Raw genomic sequence first — 14,918 nt, 5'->3', positions numbered from 1 at the left:
CGCTTGCCATGTTTTCGGCCATACCCGGATAAACTTTAGGCTCGAATGACAATAAACTGCACAGGCCGGCACCCAGCCGACAGTGTAGGAAAAGCTGGCGTCCGATACCAGTGGTCTATAAAGCGACCTCCACCTGGCCGGGCGCCGTCACGCGGGCCTTGATCACACGGTTGGAGTTGAGGTTCTTGACTCGGATCTGCTCACTCATGCCACCGTTGGACAGCGCTTCGCCCGGCATTTTGACGTTCAGAGCCCCGCTGCTGGCGGAAATCACTACCTGATCACCCTTGCGAATCACTTCAGCCTGCTCCAAATGCACCAGGGTAATGACCTGATCGGTGACCACTGGTCGGGTCAATTTCTGGCCGACCGCCTGGTCAAGTGACGTCAGGTAGCCCTGGTTGATCATGCTGATGTCACGTTCGCGCAGCACCACGTCCTCGAAGCCGATGATCCCGGTGCGTTTCAGCGGGCGTGCAACCACCACCACATCGCGGAACAATTTGACCTGGGCCGGCACGAACACCGTCCAGGGCGAGGCGCCTTCGCAGCGTACCTTGACCGTCACGCGGCCAATTGGCTGGGCGGGGCTTTCCAGGGTGGCTGTCAATTCCTTGTCGCACATCGGCATGCGCAGGCGCGGGTCCAACTGGTTGACCTGAATTTCATAACGGCCCTGCGTCTGGGTGGTCGCCAGATAATCTTCTACAGTGAACTCAAGAAAGCCTTGAGTGACGCCGATAAGTAGATCAGGCAAGGTGACGTTCTCTGCGCGGGCCGTGGTGCCCAGGCACAGGGCGAGCAGTGCCATCGACGAAGCGCAGAGCATTCTGCGCAGCCGTGCGAGGTCTAGGTGTCGGGAAACTGTCGTTTTAAGGTTCATGATCAATAAATAGCAAAGCTCGTGCCGTTTAGTGTTGGGTGCGCGTCGCACCCCTAAAGGTTTTAGCGTAGGAGTCTGGGCATGGCAGGTGTAATGGATTCAGTAAACCAGCGCACACAGCTGGTAGGGCAGAATCGCCTGGAGTTGTTGCTTTTTCGCCTGGATGGCAAACAGCTGTATGGCATCAACGTGTTCAAGGTGCGAGAAGTGTTGCAGTGCCCCAAGCTGACGATCATGCCCAAGTCCAGCCCGGTGGTGTGTGGCGTCGCCAACATTCGTGGCGCGACCATTCCGATTCTCGACCTGTCGCTGGCCACCGGTTCGGCGGCCCTGCAGGACCGTGAGAGCCCGTTCGTGATCATTACCGAATACAACACCAAGACCCAGGGTTTCCTGGTGCGCTCGGTGGAACGCATCGTCAACATGAACTGGGAAGAGATCCATCCGCCGCCCAAGGGCACCGGTCGCGATCATTACCTGACGGCCGTGACACGGGTGGATAACCAGTTGGTGGAAATCATCGACGTGGAGAAAATCCTCGCCGAAGTGGCACCGACCTCGGAATCGATCTCCGTGGGTGTGGTGGACGCCGAAACGGCGCACAAGGCGATCTCGCTGCGTGTGCTGACGGTGGACGACTCCTCGGTGGCGCGCAAGCAGGTAACCCGTTGCCTGCAAACCGTCGGCGTCGAAGTGGTGGCCCTTAATGATGGGCGCCAGGCGTTGGATTACCTGCGCAAGCTGGTAGATGAAGGCAAGAAGCCGGAAGAAGAGTTCTTGATGATGATCTCCGACATCGAGATGCCGGAAATGGACGGCTACACCCTCACGGCCGAGATACGCAACGACCCACGCATGCAAAAATTGCATATCATCCTGCATACTTCATTGTCCGGTGTGTTCAACCAGGCGATGGTCAAGAAGGTCGGTGCCGATGACTTCCTGGCCAAATTCCGCCCTGATGACCTGGCAAACCGGGTAGTCGACCGGATCAAAGCAGCAGATCACGGCTAGGGGGTTTTCCCTGGCGGTCACACGATTTAAGAGGCGGTACCATTGTCTACGGGTAATTTGGATTTCGAACAGTTCCGGGTCTTCCTGGAAAAAGCCTGTGGCATATTGCTCGGTGAAAACAAGCAATACCTGGTATCCAGCCGTCTCAACAAACTGATGGAACAACAGGGCATCAAGTCCCTGGGTGAGTTGGTCCAGCGCATCCAGGGCCAGCCGCGCAGCGGGCTCAAAGAAATGGTGGTCGATGCCATGACCACCAATGAAACCCTGTGGTTTCGCGATACCTATCCTTTTGAAGTGCTCAAAAGCAAAGTGCTCCCGGAAGCCATCAAGGCCAGCCCCGGCCAGCGCCTGCGCATCTGGTCGGCGGCCTGCTCGTCGGGGCAGGAACCGTATTCGATTTCGATGTCCATTGATGAGTTCGAGCGGACCAACATGGGCCAGCTCAAGGCCGGCGCACAAATCGTTGCCACCGACCTGTCCGGCACTATGCTCACCAACTGCAAGACCGGCGAGTACGACAGCCTGGCCCTGGGCCGCGGTTTGTCCCAGGAGCGCCTGCAGCGTTACTTCGACCCGAAAGGGGCGGGGCGCTGGGCGGTCAAGGCGCCGATCAAGAGCCGGGTGGAGTTTCGCTCGTTCAACCTGCTCGACAGCTACGCCAGCCTGGGCAAGTTCGACATGGTGTTCTGCCGCAACGTGCTGATCTACTTTTCGGCCGAGGTGAAGAAAGACATCCTGTTGCGCATCCATGGCACGCTGAAGCGCGGCGGTTACCTGTTCCTCGGTGCGTCCGAGGCGCTCAACGGCCTGCCGGATCATTACCAGATGGTGCAGTGCAGCCCAGGGATCATCTACCAGGCGAAGTAAGCCCTGCTTGGTCAAAAATGTGGGAGGGGGCTTGTTGCCCCCTCCCACATTTTTATTTGCGGCAAACTTCAAGAGAGCGGCAACTGCCCATTGCCGCTTTACTGGCGCCACGCGGAAACCTATTGCCGCTTTTCTGGCATTGCCGGCGGCAATCACCTCGCAAACCCTTGAAATAGGGGTCTTCACCAGATTGGCATGCGCCTTGCTATGACCTTGTTACGAAAAGCAGGTCAGCCTAAAGGTTTCCGCCATGAGCATCAGCTTCGATAAAGCGCTCGGTATCCACGAACAAGCCCTGGGCTTCCGCGCCCAGCGTGCTGAAGTACTGGCCAACAACATTGCCAACGCCGACACCCCGAACTACAAGGCTCGGGACCTGGACTTCTCCGCCGTGCTCGCCGCACAGCAAGACAAGACCAAGAACGGCACCTTCGCTTTGAACATGACCAACAGCCGTCATATCGAAGCGCAAGGCCTGAGCAGTGGTGATGAGTCGCTGCTGTATCGCACGCCGATGCAACCGTCGATCGACCAAAACACCGTGGACGCCCAACTGGAGCAATCGGCGTATGCCGAGAACTCGGTGAACTTCCAGGCCAGCTTTACCCTGCTCAACAGTAAATTCAAAGGGCTGATGTCAGCCCTGCGTGGAGAGTAAGCCATGTCCCTAGCCAGTGTTTTCAATATTGCCGGCAGTGGCATGAGCGCGCAGACCACGCGTTTGAACACCGTCGCCAGTAACATCGCCAACGCCGAGACCGTGTCTTCGAGCATTGACCAGACCTACCGTGCCCGTCACCCGGTGTTCGCCACCATGTTTCAGGGCGGCCAGGCCGGCCAGAGTGGCAGCGGCGATTCGCTGTTCCAGAACCAGGATGCCGCCGGCCAAGGCGTGCAGGTCCTCGGCGTGGTTGAAGACCAGAGCAATCTGGAAGCGCGCTACGAGCCGAACCACCCGGCAGCCAACGAAAAAGGCTACGTCTACTACCCGAACGTCAATGTGGTCGAGGAAATGGCAGACATGATCTCCGCCAGCCGCTCGTTCCAGACCAACGCGGAAATGATGAACACCGCCAAAACCATGATGCAAAAGGTCCTGACCCTGGGTCAGTGATAAGGGGCGCCAAATAATGGCCATCGTTGACACCAGTACCAACACGGCAGTCCAGGACCTTTTCAACACCAAGGTCAAGACTGCCACAGACAACGTTTCCAGCGTTTCCACTGCTGCCACCGGCAACCAGTCCCTGGGCAAGGATGCGTTCCTGCAACTGCTGGTCACCCAGTTGAAGAACCAGAACCCGCTGTCGCCTCAAGACAACGGCGCGTTCGTGGCCCAGCTTGCACAGTTCAGCAGCCTGGAAGGCATCAACACCCTGAACGACTCGGTGAACTCGATCTCCAGCAACTTCAGCTCTTCGCAAGCGCTGCAGGCTTCGTCGCTGGTAGGCCGCTCGATCATCACCCAGACCGACAAGGCCTTGGTGGACACGAGCAAGAGCATGACCGGCTCGGTGGCGGTGACGTCGGCGACCGGCAACGTCGCGGTGAAAATCACCGACGCGAACGGCAACGTGGTGCGCACCCTCAACCTGGGTGCCCAGAGCGCCGGTACATCCGACTTTATCTGGGATGGCAAGAACGATGCGGGTGAAGTCGCCCCAGCCGGCACTTACACCTTCGCGGCCACTACCAAGAATGACGCGGGCGACTCCGTTGCCCTGGCAACTTCGCTGCCGGCAACGGTCACCAGCGTGACGTTGAGCAAGACCGGCGGCGAAATGCTGCTGAACCTTGCCGGTGGCATGGGCAGCGTCAAGCTGTCGCAAATTCAGACTATCGGTACATAGAGCCGGCTAAATACGGCAGAGGGAGAGAAACATGTCTTTTAATATCGGCCTTAGCGGCCTCTATGCGGCCAACAAACAACTGGACGTGACCGGCAACAACATCGCCAACGTCGCGACCACTGGCTTCAAGTCGTCCCGTGCGGAATTCGCCGACATCTACGCCGCGTCCAAACTGGGCACCGGCCAGAACAGCATCGGCAACGGCGTGAACCTGGCGGCCGTGTCCCAGCAGTTCACCCAAGGTGACGTCAACAACAGCGGCGGCATCCTGGACATGGCGATCCAGGGCGGTGGCTTTTTTGTGCAGAAAGGCAGCGACGGCTCGCTGGAATACACCCGCAGCGGTGCTTTCCGTGCCGACAAAGACGGCTACATCACCAACAACACCGGTACTTCGCGCCTGCAGGGCTATGCAGCTGACGAAAACGGTAAAATCGTCAAAGGCGGCCTGGTCGACCTGCAACTGAACCTGTCGAACCTGCCACCGAAGGCGTCGACCAAGGTCGATTCCACCAGCAACCTGAACTCCTCGGACCTGCCGATCAATCAGACGGACCACCCGTTCGATCCGACCAAGACCGACAGCTTCAACACCCAGTACTCCACCACGCTTTACGACACCCAGGGCAATGCCCACTCGATGGTGCAGTACATGGTTAAAACAGATGGCAACATCTGGCAGTCCTACACCCTGATCGACGGCCGTAACCCTGATGGCACGCCAATCAGCGGCACGGGCGCCGTGGCACCCGTACCGTCCACGTTGACCTTTGACACGTCGGGCAAGCTCCAGACGATTGTCGGCGCCAACGTGACCGGCACCACGATGACCATTGACGACTGGAAGCCGGGCGGCCTGGTCGATGGCGTATGGAAGGACAACGGCGCTGCCGCCAACCTCGACGGGATTGCCGTCAACATGGGCAACATCACCCAGTACAACTCCGCCAGCTACCGCAACCCACCGGTCACCGACGGCTACGCCACCGGCCAGATCACCGGCCTGAAAATCGACGGCAGCGGCGTACTGTTCGCCACGTTCAGCAACCAGCAGAGCAAGGCCATCGGCCAGATCTCGCTGGCCAGTTTCAACAACGAACAGGGTTTGCAGCCAGCAGGCGGCACCGCCTGGAGAGAGACCTTCGCTTCCGGCCAGCCGGGTTATGACACCCCGCAAGCCGGCACCTTGGGCTCGATCGTGGCCAACTCCCTGGAGAACTCCAACGTCAACCTGACCAACGAGCTGGTGGACCTGATCAAGGCCCAGAGCAACTATCAGGCGAACGCCAAGACCATCTCCACTCAGAGCACTATCATGCAGACCATCATTCAGATGACCTGATGCGGTTGGCCTGACGATTCAATAAGAAAGCCCCTCGAACGAGGGGCTTTTTTTTGGAGGCATTTGCTATCGAGGGTTTTCCTACCCCTGGCCCCCGGCCCTTTCGATGGGCGTTGTTGGAACCGGCTACCGCTATCTTTCCACATATCCCGCAAAGAAAGTCATGTCGGGGTAGGTGGTATGGAAAGCGTAGGTGTCGGGGTTGTGACGGGTGGTTTAGGACAAAGCAGCAATGTGTGGGCGCCGGGCTCAGCGGGTGACAGGGGGCAAGTCAGGACCGATAAGGATCATGTTTTAAGTCTTCTCAAGCAACTGAGTGATGCTACAGATAAGAACGCGCCCAAGCCACAGACTGAACAAAATGTGCGTAACCAGCTCAATGAACTACGAAGCAAGCTGGGGGAGGACGAGTACAAAAAAATCATCGAACAGATAAAAAAAGACATAACTGAGAGTTGGCTTCAGCTGTTGATGAGGTTGTTTCCGGAGCTGTTTCCGGATAATCCGGCACCGCACGCACCAGCAGTCATTCCAGGTGGTGGTGGTGGTGGTGGTGTTAACCGGCAAGATTTTGGTCCCAGCACATCCGTGAGTAACAAGCCGCTCACAAAGGGAGCCGACTACTACAACTACATACCTGACCAAAGTAATCCTGGTAAAAAACCAGGCAAAAAAAGTGAGCCAGGCAATATCTGGAGTGGGTTCAGCCAAGGGGCTGACGGTAATTGCGTGACTGTCTCTGCGATAAAGGCGGCGATGATGCAGTTCGGCTCAAAGCCGACGGATGTCTATAGAAGTGTAAAAGAGACCAGCAAAGGCTATGAAGTGGTCATGAGAGACAGTAATCAGGTCTATACATTAACCAAGGCCGAACTCAAGCAGGCAGCAGCGCAGGCGCGCTTCAAAGGTGATGACCCAGCCATGATCACCAGTGCCAACTTTATGTATGCCATGAGTGCGAAGCGTGCGCAGATAGAACGAAACGACGGTATCAGTGGTCGCGATTACGGCGAGGCTTTACGCAGCCTCAATGATGGTGAAGTCAGCCGGGAGGGCCTGGATCGCCTGGGGCTGAAATACAACTACCGACCGGCTTTCGCCTCGGACTTCGCAAACAATATGGTAGGCACCGTGGAGTACGGTGGTCACTCCATGGCGGTCATCGATAATCAAATCGAGTTGTGGGGGCGACGAGGCGGGCAACCGCAAGAGGGCATCAGGACGGTATTGTTCTCATAAGCAACAAGGCGCTCGTGCCCACCTTCAATTCAGGCTTTTTTCCCACCTTCGGCCGGCTCCTTGAACGACATACTTTTTGGAACCGGCCAGCGCTTTTTTTCCACTTATCCACTCGAGAGACATTGAATCAAGCCATTACAGGGTGGACCGGTATGCAAATTCCATTATCGCCTGGCCATGTGGTCGGGGGTGCGCGTCACGATTACCAGGGGGAGCAGCGCCGTCAGGAGGATAAAAAGAATGGCATTGCTTCGAATGTCAACGCTTTCACCCAGCCTCGGTCGGGGCTTGCGTATGGCGGGAAAATGATCGCGCAACGGGTCGACCTCAATCGAGCATCTCCGGGAGACCAAACGCTCACAAAGAACCTGGAACAGCTTTTAGTTTTGGGCTCAGGTTTACTTGAGAGTACCGGGCGGTTGTTGAAAGCACTGGCTGCCTACCTTGCTTCTCCCTCTGCCCCTTCACCGTCGCAGCCATCGTCAGTTGCTACAGCTCCTGTTAAGCCAGCTAAATCTCACGGCAAAGCAGCCGTGAGTGAAAGGCCTGTTCCCGAGAAGACGGATGACGTCGAACTCAAGCCTGTCAAGGGCGCGGGAAAGAAACCTGGCACCGGCAACGAGGCCGGCAATATCTGGACGGGTTTCAAGCAGGGCCCGGACGGAAACTGTGCCACGGTATCTGCAATAAAAGCCGCGATGATGAGGTTTGGTATGAGCCCTCGCGATATTTACAAAAAAGTTGAGCCAACGGGTGATGGCTATAACGTAGAAATGCGCGATGGGTACAAGCTGCATCTGACCAAGGACGAGTTCCGCCAGGCAGCAGAGGGTGCTCAATTCAAGGGTAATGATCCGACCATGCTGGAAGAGGCGAAGTTTCTGTTTGCTGTGAGTGCCAAGCGGGCGTATGAAAAAAACAATGATAATTACGCCGGGCGAAGCTTCGGCCATGCAATACAAAGTCTCAATGATAGTGAGTGGTCTCTTGAGGCGTTGCAGCGGCTGGGTTTGGGACGTCACATCCGAGAAACTACCGCTGACGAGTTGGCGAGGGGGCAGCTTGGTGTCGTTGAGCACGATGTTGTAACCCCATGGAGCGCGGGCGCGCATTCCATGGCAGTGATTGGAGGGCGCGAAGAGATTTGGGGTCGTAAAGGCGCGCCTCCGCCGACGGGCGCGACCGCCTTTGCTTTAGATTGACGGATCGTCCCGGTTTATGCGCTGGTGAAGTGCAAGCAATAAAAAACCCGATAAACCCAACTGCATCCAGGGTTTATCGGGTTTTTTGTTCCCGGGCGATCAAGCCCGGGAACGGCTCAGCTTATTGGCAAGCTTCGCAATCCGGCTCGTCAATCGCGCACGCCTTTGGCACTGGCGCCGGACCGGCTGGAGCAGCCAGGACCGAATCATCACCGTGGTTGCCGCTGGAAACCGCGTTCAGCTTACCGGTGTTGATGGTCGACTTCTCGGTGCTGGTCGCGGCCAGGGCACGGAGGTAGTAAGTGGTTTTCAGGCCACGGTACCACGCCATGCGGTAGGTCACGTCGAGCTTCTTGCCCGAAGCGCCGGCGATGTAGAGGTTCAGCGACTGAGCCTGGTCGATCCACTTCTGACGACGGCTGGCGGCGTCAACGATCCACTTGGTGTCCACTTCGAAAGCAGTCGCGTAGAGCTCTTTGAGTTCTTGCGGGATGCGCTCGATCTGCTGCACCGAACCGTCGTAGTACTTCAGGTCGTTGATCATGACCGAGTCCCACAGGCCGCGGGCTTTCAGATCGCGAACCAGGTACGGGTTGATCACGGTGAATTCGCCCGACAGGTTCGATTTCACATACAGGTTCTGGTAGGTCGGTTCGATCGACTGCGACACGCCGGTGATGTTGGCGATGGTCGCGGTCGGTGCGATGGCCATGATGTTGGAGTTACGAATGCCTTTCTGTACACGGGCGCGAACCGGTGCCCAGTCCAGGGATTCGTTCAGGTCAACGTCGATGTACTTCTGGCCGCGCTGCTCGATCAGGATCTGTTGCGAGTCCAGCGGCAGGATGCCCTTGGACCACAGCGAACCCTGGAACGTCTCGTAGGCGCCGCGCTCGTCGGCCAGGTCGCAGGAAGCCTGGATCGCGTAGTAGCTGACCGCTTCCATGGACTTGTCGGCGAACTCGACCGCAGCGTCCGAACCGTAAGGAATGTGCTGCAGGTACAGCGCGTCCTGGAAGCCCATGATGCCGAGGCCGACCGGACGGTGCTTGAAGTTGGAGTTCTGCGCCTGTGGCACCGAGTAGTAGTTGATGTCGATAACGTTATCGAGCATGCGTACGGCGGTGTTGACGGTGCGCTCCAGCTTGGCGGTGTCCAGCTTGCCGTTGACGATGTGGTTCGGCAGGTTGATCGAACCCAGGTTGCAAACGGCGATCTCGTCCTTGTTGGTGTTCAAGGTGATCTCGGTGCACAGGTTCGAGCTGTGGACTACGCCGACGTGCTGCTGCGGGCTGCGCAGGTTGCACGGGTCTTTGAAGGTCAGCCATGGGTGGCCGGTTTCAAACAGCATCGACAGCATTTTGCGCCACAGGTCTTTGGCCTGGATGGTCTTGAACAGCTTGATCTTGCCTGGGTACTGGGACAGGGCTTCGTAGTACTCGTAGCGCTCTTCGAAGGCCTTGCCGGTCAGGTCGTGCAGGTCTGGCACTTCGGATGGCGAAAACAGGGTCCACGGGCCGTCATCGAAGACGCGCTTCATGAACAGGTCCGGGATCCAGTTGGCGGTGTTCATGTCGTGGGTACGACGACGGTCATCACCGGTGTTCTTGCGCAGCTCGATGAACTCTTCAATGTCCATGTGCCAGGTTTCCAGGTAGGCGCAGACAGCGCCTTTGCGCTTGCCACCCTGGTTCACGGCGACGGCGGTGTCGTTCACTACTTTGAGGAACGGCACAACGCCCTGGGACTTGCCATTGGTGCCTTTGATGTACGAACCCAGTGCACGCACCGGGGTCCAGTCGTTGCCCAGGCCGCCGGCGAATTTGGACAACATGGCGTTGTCGTGGATCGCGTGGTAGATGCCCGACAGGTCGTCCGGCACGGTAGTCAGGTAGCAGCTCGACAGCTGTGGACGCAGGGTGCCGGCGTTGAACAGGGTCGGGGTCGACGACATGTAGTCAAAGGACGACAACAGGTTGTAGAACTCGATGGCACGGTCTTCTTTGTGCTTCTCTTCGATTGCCAGGCCCATGGCCACGCGCATGAAGAACACTTGCGGCAGTTCGAAGCGGATACCGTCCTTGTGGATGAAGTAACGGTCGTACAGGGTTTGCAGGCCCAGGTAGGTGAACTGCTGGTCGCGCTCGTGGTTGATCGCCTTGCCGAGTTTTTCCAGGTCGAAGGTGGCCAGGATCGGGTTCAGCAATTCGAATTCGATACCCTTGGCGATGTACGCAGGCAGAGCCTTGGCGTACAGGTCGGCCATCTCGTGGTGAGTGGCGCTGTCGGCCACGCCCAGGAAGCCCAGGCCTTCGGCACGCAGGGTGTCCATCAGCAGGCGGGCGGTCACGAACGAGTAGTTCGGCTCGCGCTCGACCAGGGTACGGGCGGTCATCACCAGGGCGGTGTTGACGTCGGTCAGGGCCACGCCGTCGTACAGGTTTTTCAGGGTTTCGCGCTGGATCAGGTCACCGTCGACTTCTTCCAGGCCTTCGCAGGCCTCGGTGATGATGGTGTTCAGGCGGCCCAGGTCCAGCGGTGCAAACGAACCGTCGGCCAGGGTGATGCGGATCGACGGGTGCGCCTGCACGGCAGCTTCTTCAGCCGGGGTGCGCACGGCGCGTTCCTTGGCGCGCGAATCACGGTAGATCACGTAGTCGCGGGCAACTTTCTGCTCGCCGGCACGCATCAGGGCCAGTTCGACCTGGTCCTGGATTTCTTCGATGTGGATGGTGCCGCCCGACGGCATGCGACGCTTGAAGGTCGCGGTGACCTGTTCGGTCAGGCGGGCAACGGTGTCGTGGATGCGCGACGAAGCGGCAGCGGTGCCGCCTTCAACTGCAAGAAACGCTTTGGTGATGGCGACGGTGATTTTGTCATCGGTATAAGGAACGACAGTGCCGTTACGCTTGATCACGCGCAATTGGCCAGGTGCAGTGGCGGACAGATCCATATTCGAATCAGCGGCCTGCGGCACGGAGCCTTGCGGGTTCTCGCGAGTTGTGTCGGTTTGCATGGGGGGTTGTCTCCACGTTCTATATTTGATTGCGAGTGCCAGGCTCTTCCTGCAACACCCGTACCGTTTTCCATATCGGGATGGAGAACAGCTGCCATCCGCGTGAGCGGTTTGGTCTACTGAAAATCTCTTGGTTCCACGCTGAGCTAGCAATAAAACGCTTGAATTTCGAGCCACTTGTGTGGTTGGGCGCGCCGGTCAAAAACCCCACATATAGGGTCTTCTGCGTCGCCGAGGTACAAGATAATGCGTTTTCCAAGGGTTGGCAACGCAGTAACCTGTGGATAACGCTGTGAGTAAAATGTGTATGAAAGGTGGAATGTGCGTGTAGGCCACGTTACTGCTGCGTTGCACCGTTTGTCATGAAATGTTTCGGCACCAAAACAGCTTGGCCATTTTCGAAGGGCGCGAACCCTATCACAAAAAAACGCGATCACCGAATGGATTTCCCGGCTTGTGTTTGAGGGCTGGCCCATGGCTACAATCGGCTTTGTTATGCCCTCACAACATTACAAATAAGGTATGGCCGGTGAAGATCAAAACCACATTTGAAACTGTGCTGTCCTGACGATTTTCTAATAACAACGAGGATCACGCATGGAGCAAGAAGCCTGGCAGGTATTGATCGTCGAGGACGACCAGCGATTGGCTGAGCTGACCCGCGACTATCTGGAGAGCAATGGCCTGCGTGTTTCGGTGGAAGGCGATGGGGCGGCGGCGGCGGCGCGGATCATCGCCGAGCAGCCGGACCTGGTGATTCTCGACCTGATGCTGCCCGGCGAAGATGGCCTGAGCATCTGCCGCAAGGTACGCGAGCGCTACGATGGCGTGATCCTGATGCTCACCGCGCGTACCGATGACATGGACCAGGTGCTGGGCCTGGACATGGGCGCCGACGATTACGTATGCAAACCCGTGCGCCCGCGCCTGCTGCTGGCACGCATCCAGGCCCTGCTGCGGCGCAGCGAGCTGGCCGAACCTGCGGCGGTCGAGAACCAGCGCCGCCTGCAGTTCGGCCCGCTGGTGGTCGACAATGCCCTGCGCGAAGCCTGGCTGCACGCCGGCAGCATCGAGCTGACCAGCGCCGAATTCGATTTGCTGTGGCTATTGGTGGCGAATGCCGGGCGCATTCTGTCCCGCGAAGAAATCTTTATCGCCCTGCGCGGCATCGGCTACGACGGCCAGGACCGCTCCATCGACGTGCGCATTTCACGCATCCGCCCGAAAATCGGCGATGACCCGATCCACCCGCGCCTGATCAAGACCATTCGCAGCAAAGGCTACCTGTTCGTCCCCGAAGCCGCTGCCGATATGCCGCTGTGAATTCGATCTTCCTGCGCATTTATGGCGGCATGTGCGCCGCGCTGATCCTGGTGGCGCTGCTCGGCGTGCTGGCCCTGCACCTGCTCAACGAGGTGCGCAGCGGCCAGTACCGCGAGCGCCTGGCCCACGGCACCTTCGCACTGATGGGCGACAACCTGCAGCCGATGAGCCCGATCGAGCGCCAGCGCGCCCTGGCGGTGTGGGAGCGCTTGCTCGGCATTCCTCTGGAGTTGCGCAGCCTCACCGACGCCCAACTGGACCTCAGCCAGCGCAATCGCCTGCAACGCGGCCAGGTCCTGGTGGAGCAGACAGGGCCGCACGCGGCGCGGGTGCTGCGCCTGGTCAGCGAAAGCGAGCAATTAGTGTTGACCGGCGAAGTGCAGCAAATCAGCGAACAACTGGCGCGCGCGACGATTTACCTGCTGGCCGACGAACTGGTGCGCTTTCCGGTAGCGGAACAGCCGCAACGCTTGGCCGATATAAAGGAAGCCAAGGGCTTTGGCTTCGAGATGCACCTGGTGCCCCTCGACCAGGCCGATATGGACGAAGACCAGCGCCGTCGAGTGTCGGAGGGCGATACGGTAATGGCCCTGGGCAAGGGCGGCGATTCGATCCGCGTGTTTGCCGGCATGGTCGGCACGCCGTGGGTGCTGGAAATCGGCCCACTGTTTCAAATGAACCCTTACCCGGCGCAATGGCTGGTGCTGATCGCCTTGATCGGCCTGACCCTGATTGGCCTGATCGTCTATCTATTGGTGCGTCAGCTTGAGCGCCGCTTGAAGGGCCTCGAAGCCGCCGCCACGCGCATCGCCAAAGGCAACCTGCAAGTGCGCGTGCCAGCGCGTGGCGCCGATTCGGTCGGGCGCCTGGCGGCCGCGTTCAACGGCATGGCCGAGCACTTGCAGCAACTGCTGGCGATCCAGCGCGAACTGGTGCGCGCGGTGTCCCACGAACTGCGCACCCCGGTGGCGCGCTTGCGTTTTGGCTTGGAAATGGTCGGCGCAGCGGCAACGCCTGAGGCCCGGCACAAATACCTGGAGGGCATGGACAGCGATATCCAGGACCTGGATGGCCTGGTGGATGAAATGCTCACCTATGCCCGCCTGGAGCAGGGCTCGCCGGAGCTGAATTTCCAGCGGGTCGACCTCAATGCGCTGCTCGATCAGGTGATCGGCGAATTATCGCCACTGCGCCCGCAGGTCAACGTGGCCCGGGGTATTTGCCTGTCGTCGGCGCATTGGGATGACGCCTGGGTCGATGCCGAGCCGCGCTACTTGCACCGCGCTCTGCAAAACCTGGTGAGCAACGCCATGCGCCACGCCCAGGGGCAGGTGCTGATCAGCTACCAGGTGGGGCAGGTGCGCTGCCGTATCGATGTGGAAGACGACGGCCCGGGTGTGCCGGAAAGTGCCTGGGAGCGGATCTTCACGCCCTTCCTGCGCCTCGACGACAGCCGCACCCGCGCCTCCGGTGGGCATGGCCTGGGGTTGTCGATTGTGCGGCGGATTATTTATTGGCATGGCGGGCGGGCGTTGATCGGCAAGAGCAACAACCTGGGCGGGGCGTGCTTCAGCCTGAGTTGGCCCAGGGATCAGCAGAAACCCTGATACCGTCATCGCGGGCAAGCCCACTCCCACAGGAGAATACATTCCAACTGTGGGAGCTGGCTTGCCGGCGATAGCAATGTATCAAGCGCCGACAGCCAGCAGACTCAACAACTGCTCCCCGTCTACCGCAAACTGCCCGATCAACTCTGTGCCATGGCACCACTCGGCCGAAAGATCGGTCAGCAACCGCAGCCGTATATCCCCGGCTTCGGTCCACTCCACCACCTCGGCATGCTCAAAATAAAAGCGCTTCTGCACAATCGGGTAGAGCGCCTTGAACAAACTTTCCTTGGCCGAAAACGTCAGCGTCACCAGCAGCGCGATGTGCTCGCGGGGCAGGGCGACCATGCGCTGCAGTTCGTCCGCCGTGAGAATTTCCCCGGCCAGGCGCTCCGCGCGCTCCAGGCTCAGCAGGTTTTCCAGGTCCATTCCCAGCCCACGCCATTGCGCCTTGTGCCCGACTATGGCCGCGGCGCGCCCGGTGCTGTGGGTGATCGAGCCGCTGATGTGCGCGGGCCACACGGGTGCGCGGTCCTCGCCAATCGCCGGGATGCAGTCAAGCTGATCCAACT

Annotated in this window: 13 protein-coding genes; 10 read left to right on the top strand and 3 right to left on the bottom strand. The window is 58.9% G+C overall.

The features are described from left to right. Positions 1-115: 115 nt before the first annotated feature. A complete protein-coding gene (gene flgA, locus WBR57_RS20500) occupies positions 116-883 on the bottom strand; it encodes a flagellar basal body P-ring formation chaperone FlgA (RefSeq protein ID WP_424086069.1) in 768 nt (255 codons plus the stop codon). Between the two features lie 81 nt (positions 884-964). Between flgA and WBR57_RS20495 the strand changes: the two genes are divergently transcribed. The 8 genes from WBR57_RS20495 to WBR57_RS20460 all read left to right on the top strand — a co-directional run bounded on the left by WBR57_RS20495 (position 965) and on the right by WBR57_RS20460 (position 8,400). Then, complete coding sequence (locus WBR57_RS20495) at positions 965-1,897, top strand: chemotaxis protein CheV (RefSeq protein WP_424086067.1); 933 nt, start codon at positions 965-967, stop codon at positions 1,895-1,897. 42 nt (positions 1,898-1,939) lie between these two features. Then, positions 1,940-2,767, top strand: a complete 828-nt coding sequence (gene cheR, locus WBR57_RS20490) for a protein-glutamate O-methyltransferase CheR (protein ID WP_016979774.1) — start codon at positions 1,940-1,942, stop codon at positions 2,765-2,767. Between the two features lie 250 nt (positions 2,768-3,017). After that, a complete protein-coding gene (flgB, locus tag WBR57_RS20485) occupies positions 3,018-3,425 on the top strand; it encodes a flagellar basal body rod protein FlgB (RefSeq protein WP_003175633.1) in 408 nt (135 codons plus the stop codon). Between the two features lie 3 nt (positions 3,426-3,428). Next, complete coding sequence (flgC, locus tag WBR57_RS20480) at positions 3,429-3,881, top strand: flagellar basal body rod protein FlgC (protein WP_017138385.1); 453 nt, start codon at positions 3,429-3,431, stop codon at positions 3,879-3,881. A gap of 16 nt (positions 3,882-3,897) precedes the next feature. Beyond that, positions 3,898-4,617: a flagellar hook assembly protein FlgD gene (gene flgD / locus WBR57_RS20475; protein WP_424086063.1), complete on the top strand. Its 720-nt coding sequence runs from the start codon at positions 3,898-3,900 to the stop codon at positions 4,615-4,617. 31 nt (positions 4,618-4,648) lie between these two features. Further along, complete coding sequence (gene flgE / locus WBR57_RS20470) at positions 4,649-5,959, top strand: flagellar hook protein FlgE (protein WP_424086061.1); 1,311 nt, start codon at positions 4,649-4,651, stop codon at positions 5,957-5,959. Between the two features lie 180 nt (positions 5,960-6,139). After that, positions 6,140-7,198, top strand: coding sequence for a hypothetical protein (locus WBR57_RS20465; RefSeq protein WP_424086059.1), 1,059 nt, complete (start codon positions 6,140-6,142; stop codon positions 7,196-7,198). Between the two features lie 152 nt (positions 7,199-7,350). Then, positions 7,351-8,400: a hypothetical protein gene (locus WBR57_RS20460; RefSeq protein ID WP_424086057.1), complete on the top strand. Its 1,050-nt coding sequence runs from the start codon at positions 7,351-7,353 to the stop codon at positions 8,398-8,400. 121 nt (positions 8,401-8,521) lie between these two features. Here the strand turns inward: WBR57_RS20460 and WBR57_RS20455 are convergent, their stop codons facing one another. Next, a complete protein-coding gene (locus WBR57_RS20455; protein WP_424086055.1) occupies positions 8,522-11,416 on the bottom strand; it encodes a ribonucleoside-diphosphate reductase subunit alpha in 2,895 nt (964 codons plus the stop codon). A gap of 597 nt (positions 11,417-12,013) precedes the next feature. Here WBR57_RS20455 and WBR57_RS20450 point away from each other — a divergent pair. Together WBR57_RS20450 and WBR57_RS20445 are read left to right on the top strand one after the other, a co-directional pair. After that, positions 12,014-12,739 (top strand): response regulator, encoded by a 726-nt coding sequence (locus WBR57_RS20450; protein ID WP_424086053.1) that lies wholly within the window; start codon positions 12,014-12,016, stop codon positions 12,737-12,739. Continuing rightward, positions 12,736-14,346 carry an ATP-binding protein gene (locus tag WBR57_RS20445; protein ID WP_424086051.1) on the top strand — a complete coding sequence of 537 codons (1,611 nt, stop codon included), beginning with the start codon at positions 12,736-12,738 and terminating at the stop codon, positions 14,344-14,346. The genes WBR57_RS20450 and WBR57_RS20445 overlap by 4 nt, the downstream gene beginning before the upstream one ends. Before the next feature lie 81 nt (positions 14,347-14,427). Here WBR57_RS20445 and WBR57_RS20440 read toward each other — a convergent pair. Further along, positions 14,428-14,918 (bottom strand): 4'-phosphopantetheinyl transferase family protein (locus tag WBR57_RS20440; RefSeq protein WP_424086049.1); only part of this gene is annotated, 491 nt, incomplete at its 5' end.

The sequence above is a fragment of the Pseudomonas sp. genome (assembly GCF_049590575.1).
GTDB lineage: Bacteria > Pseudomonadota > Gammaproteobacteria > Pseudomonadales > Pseudomonadaceae > Aquipseudomonas.
The sequence above is the reverse complement of the archived record's forward strand: the minus strand, read 5'-3'. Positions and strand labels throughout refer to the sequence as shown.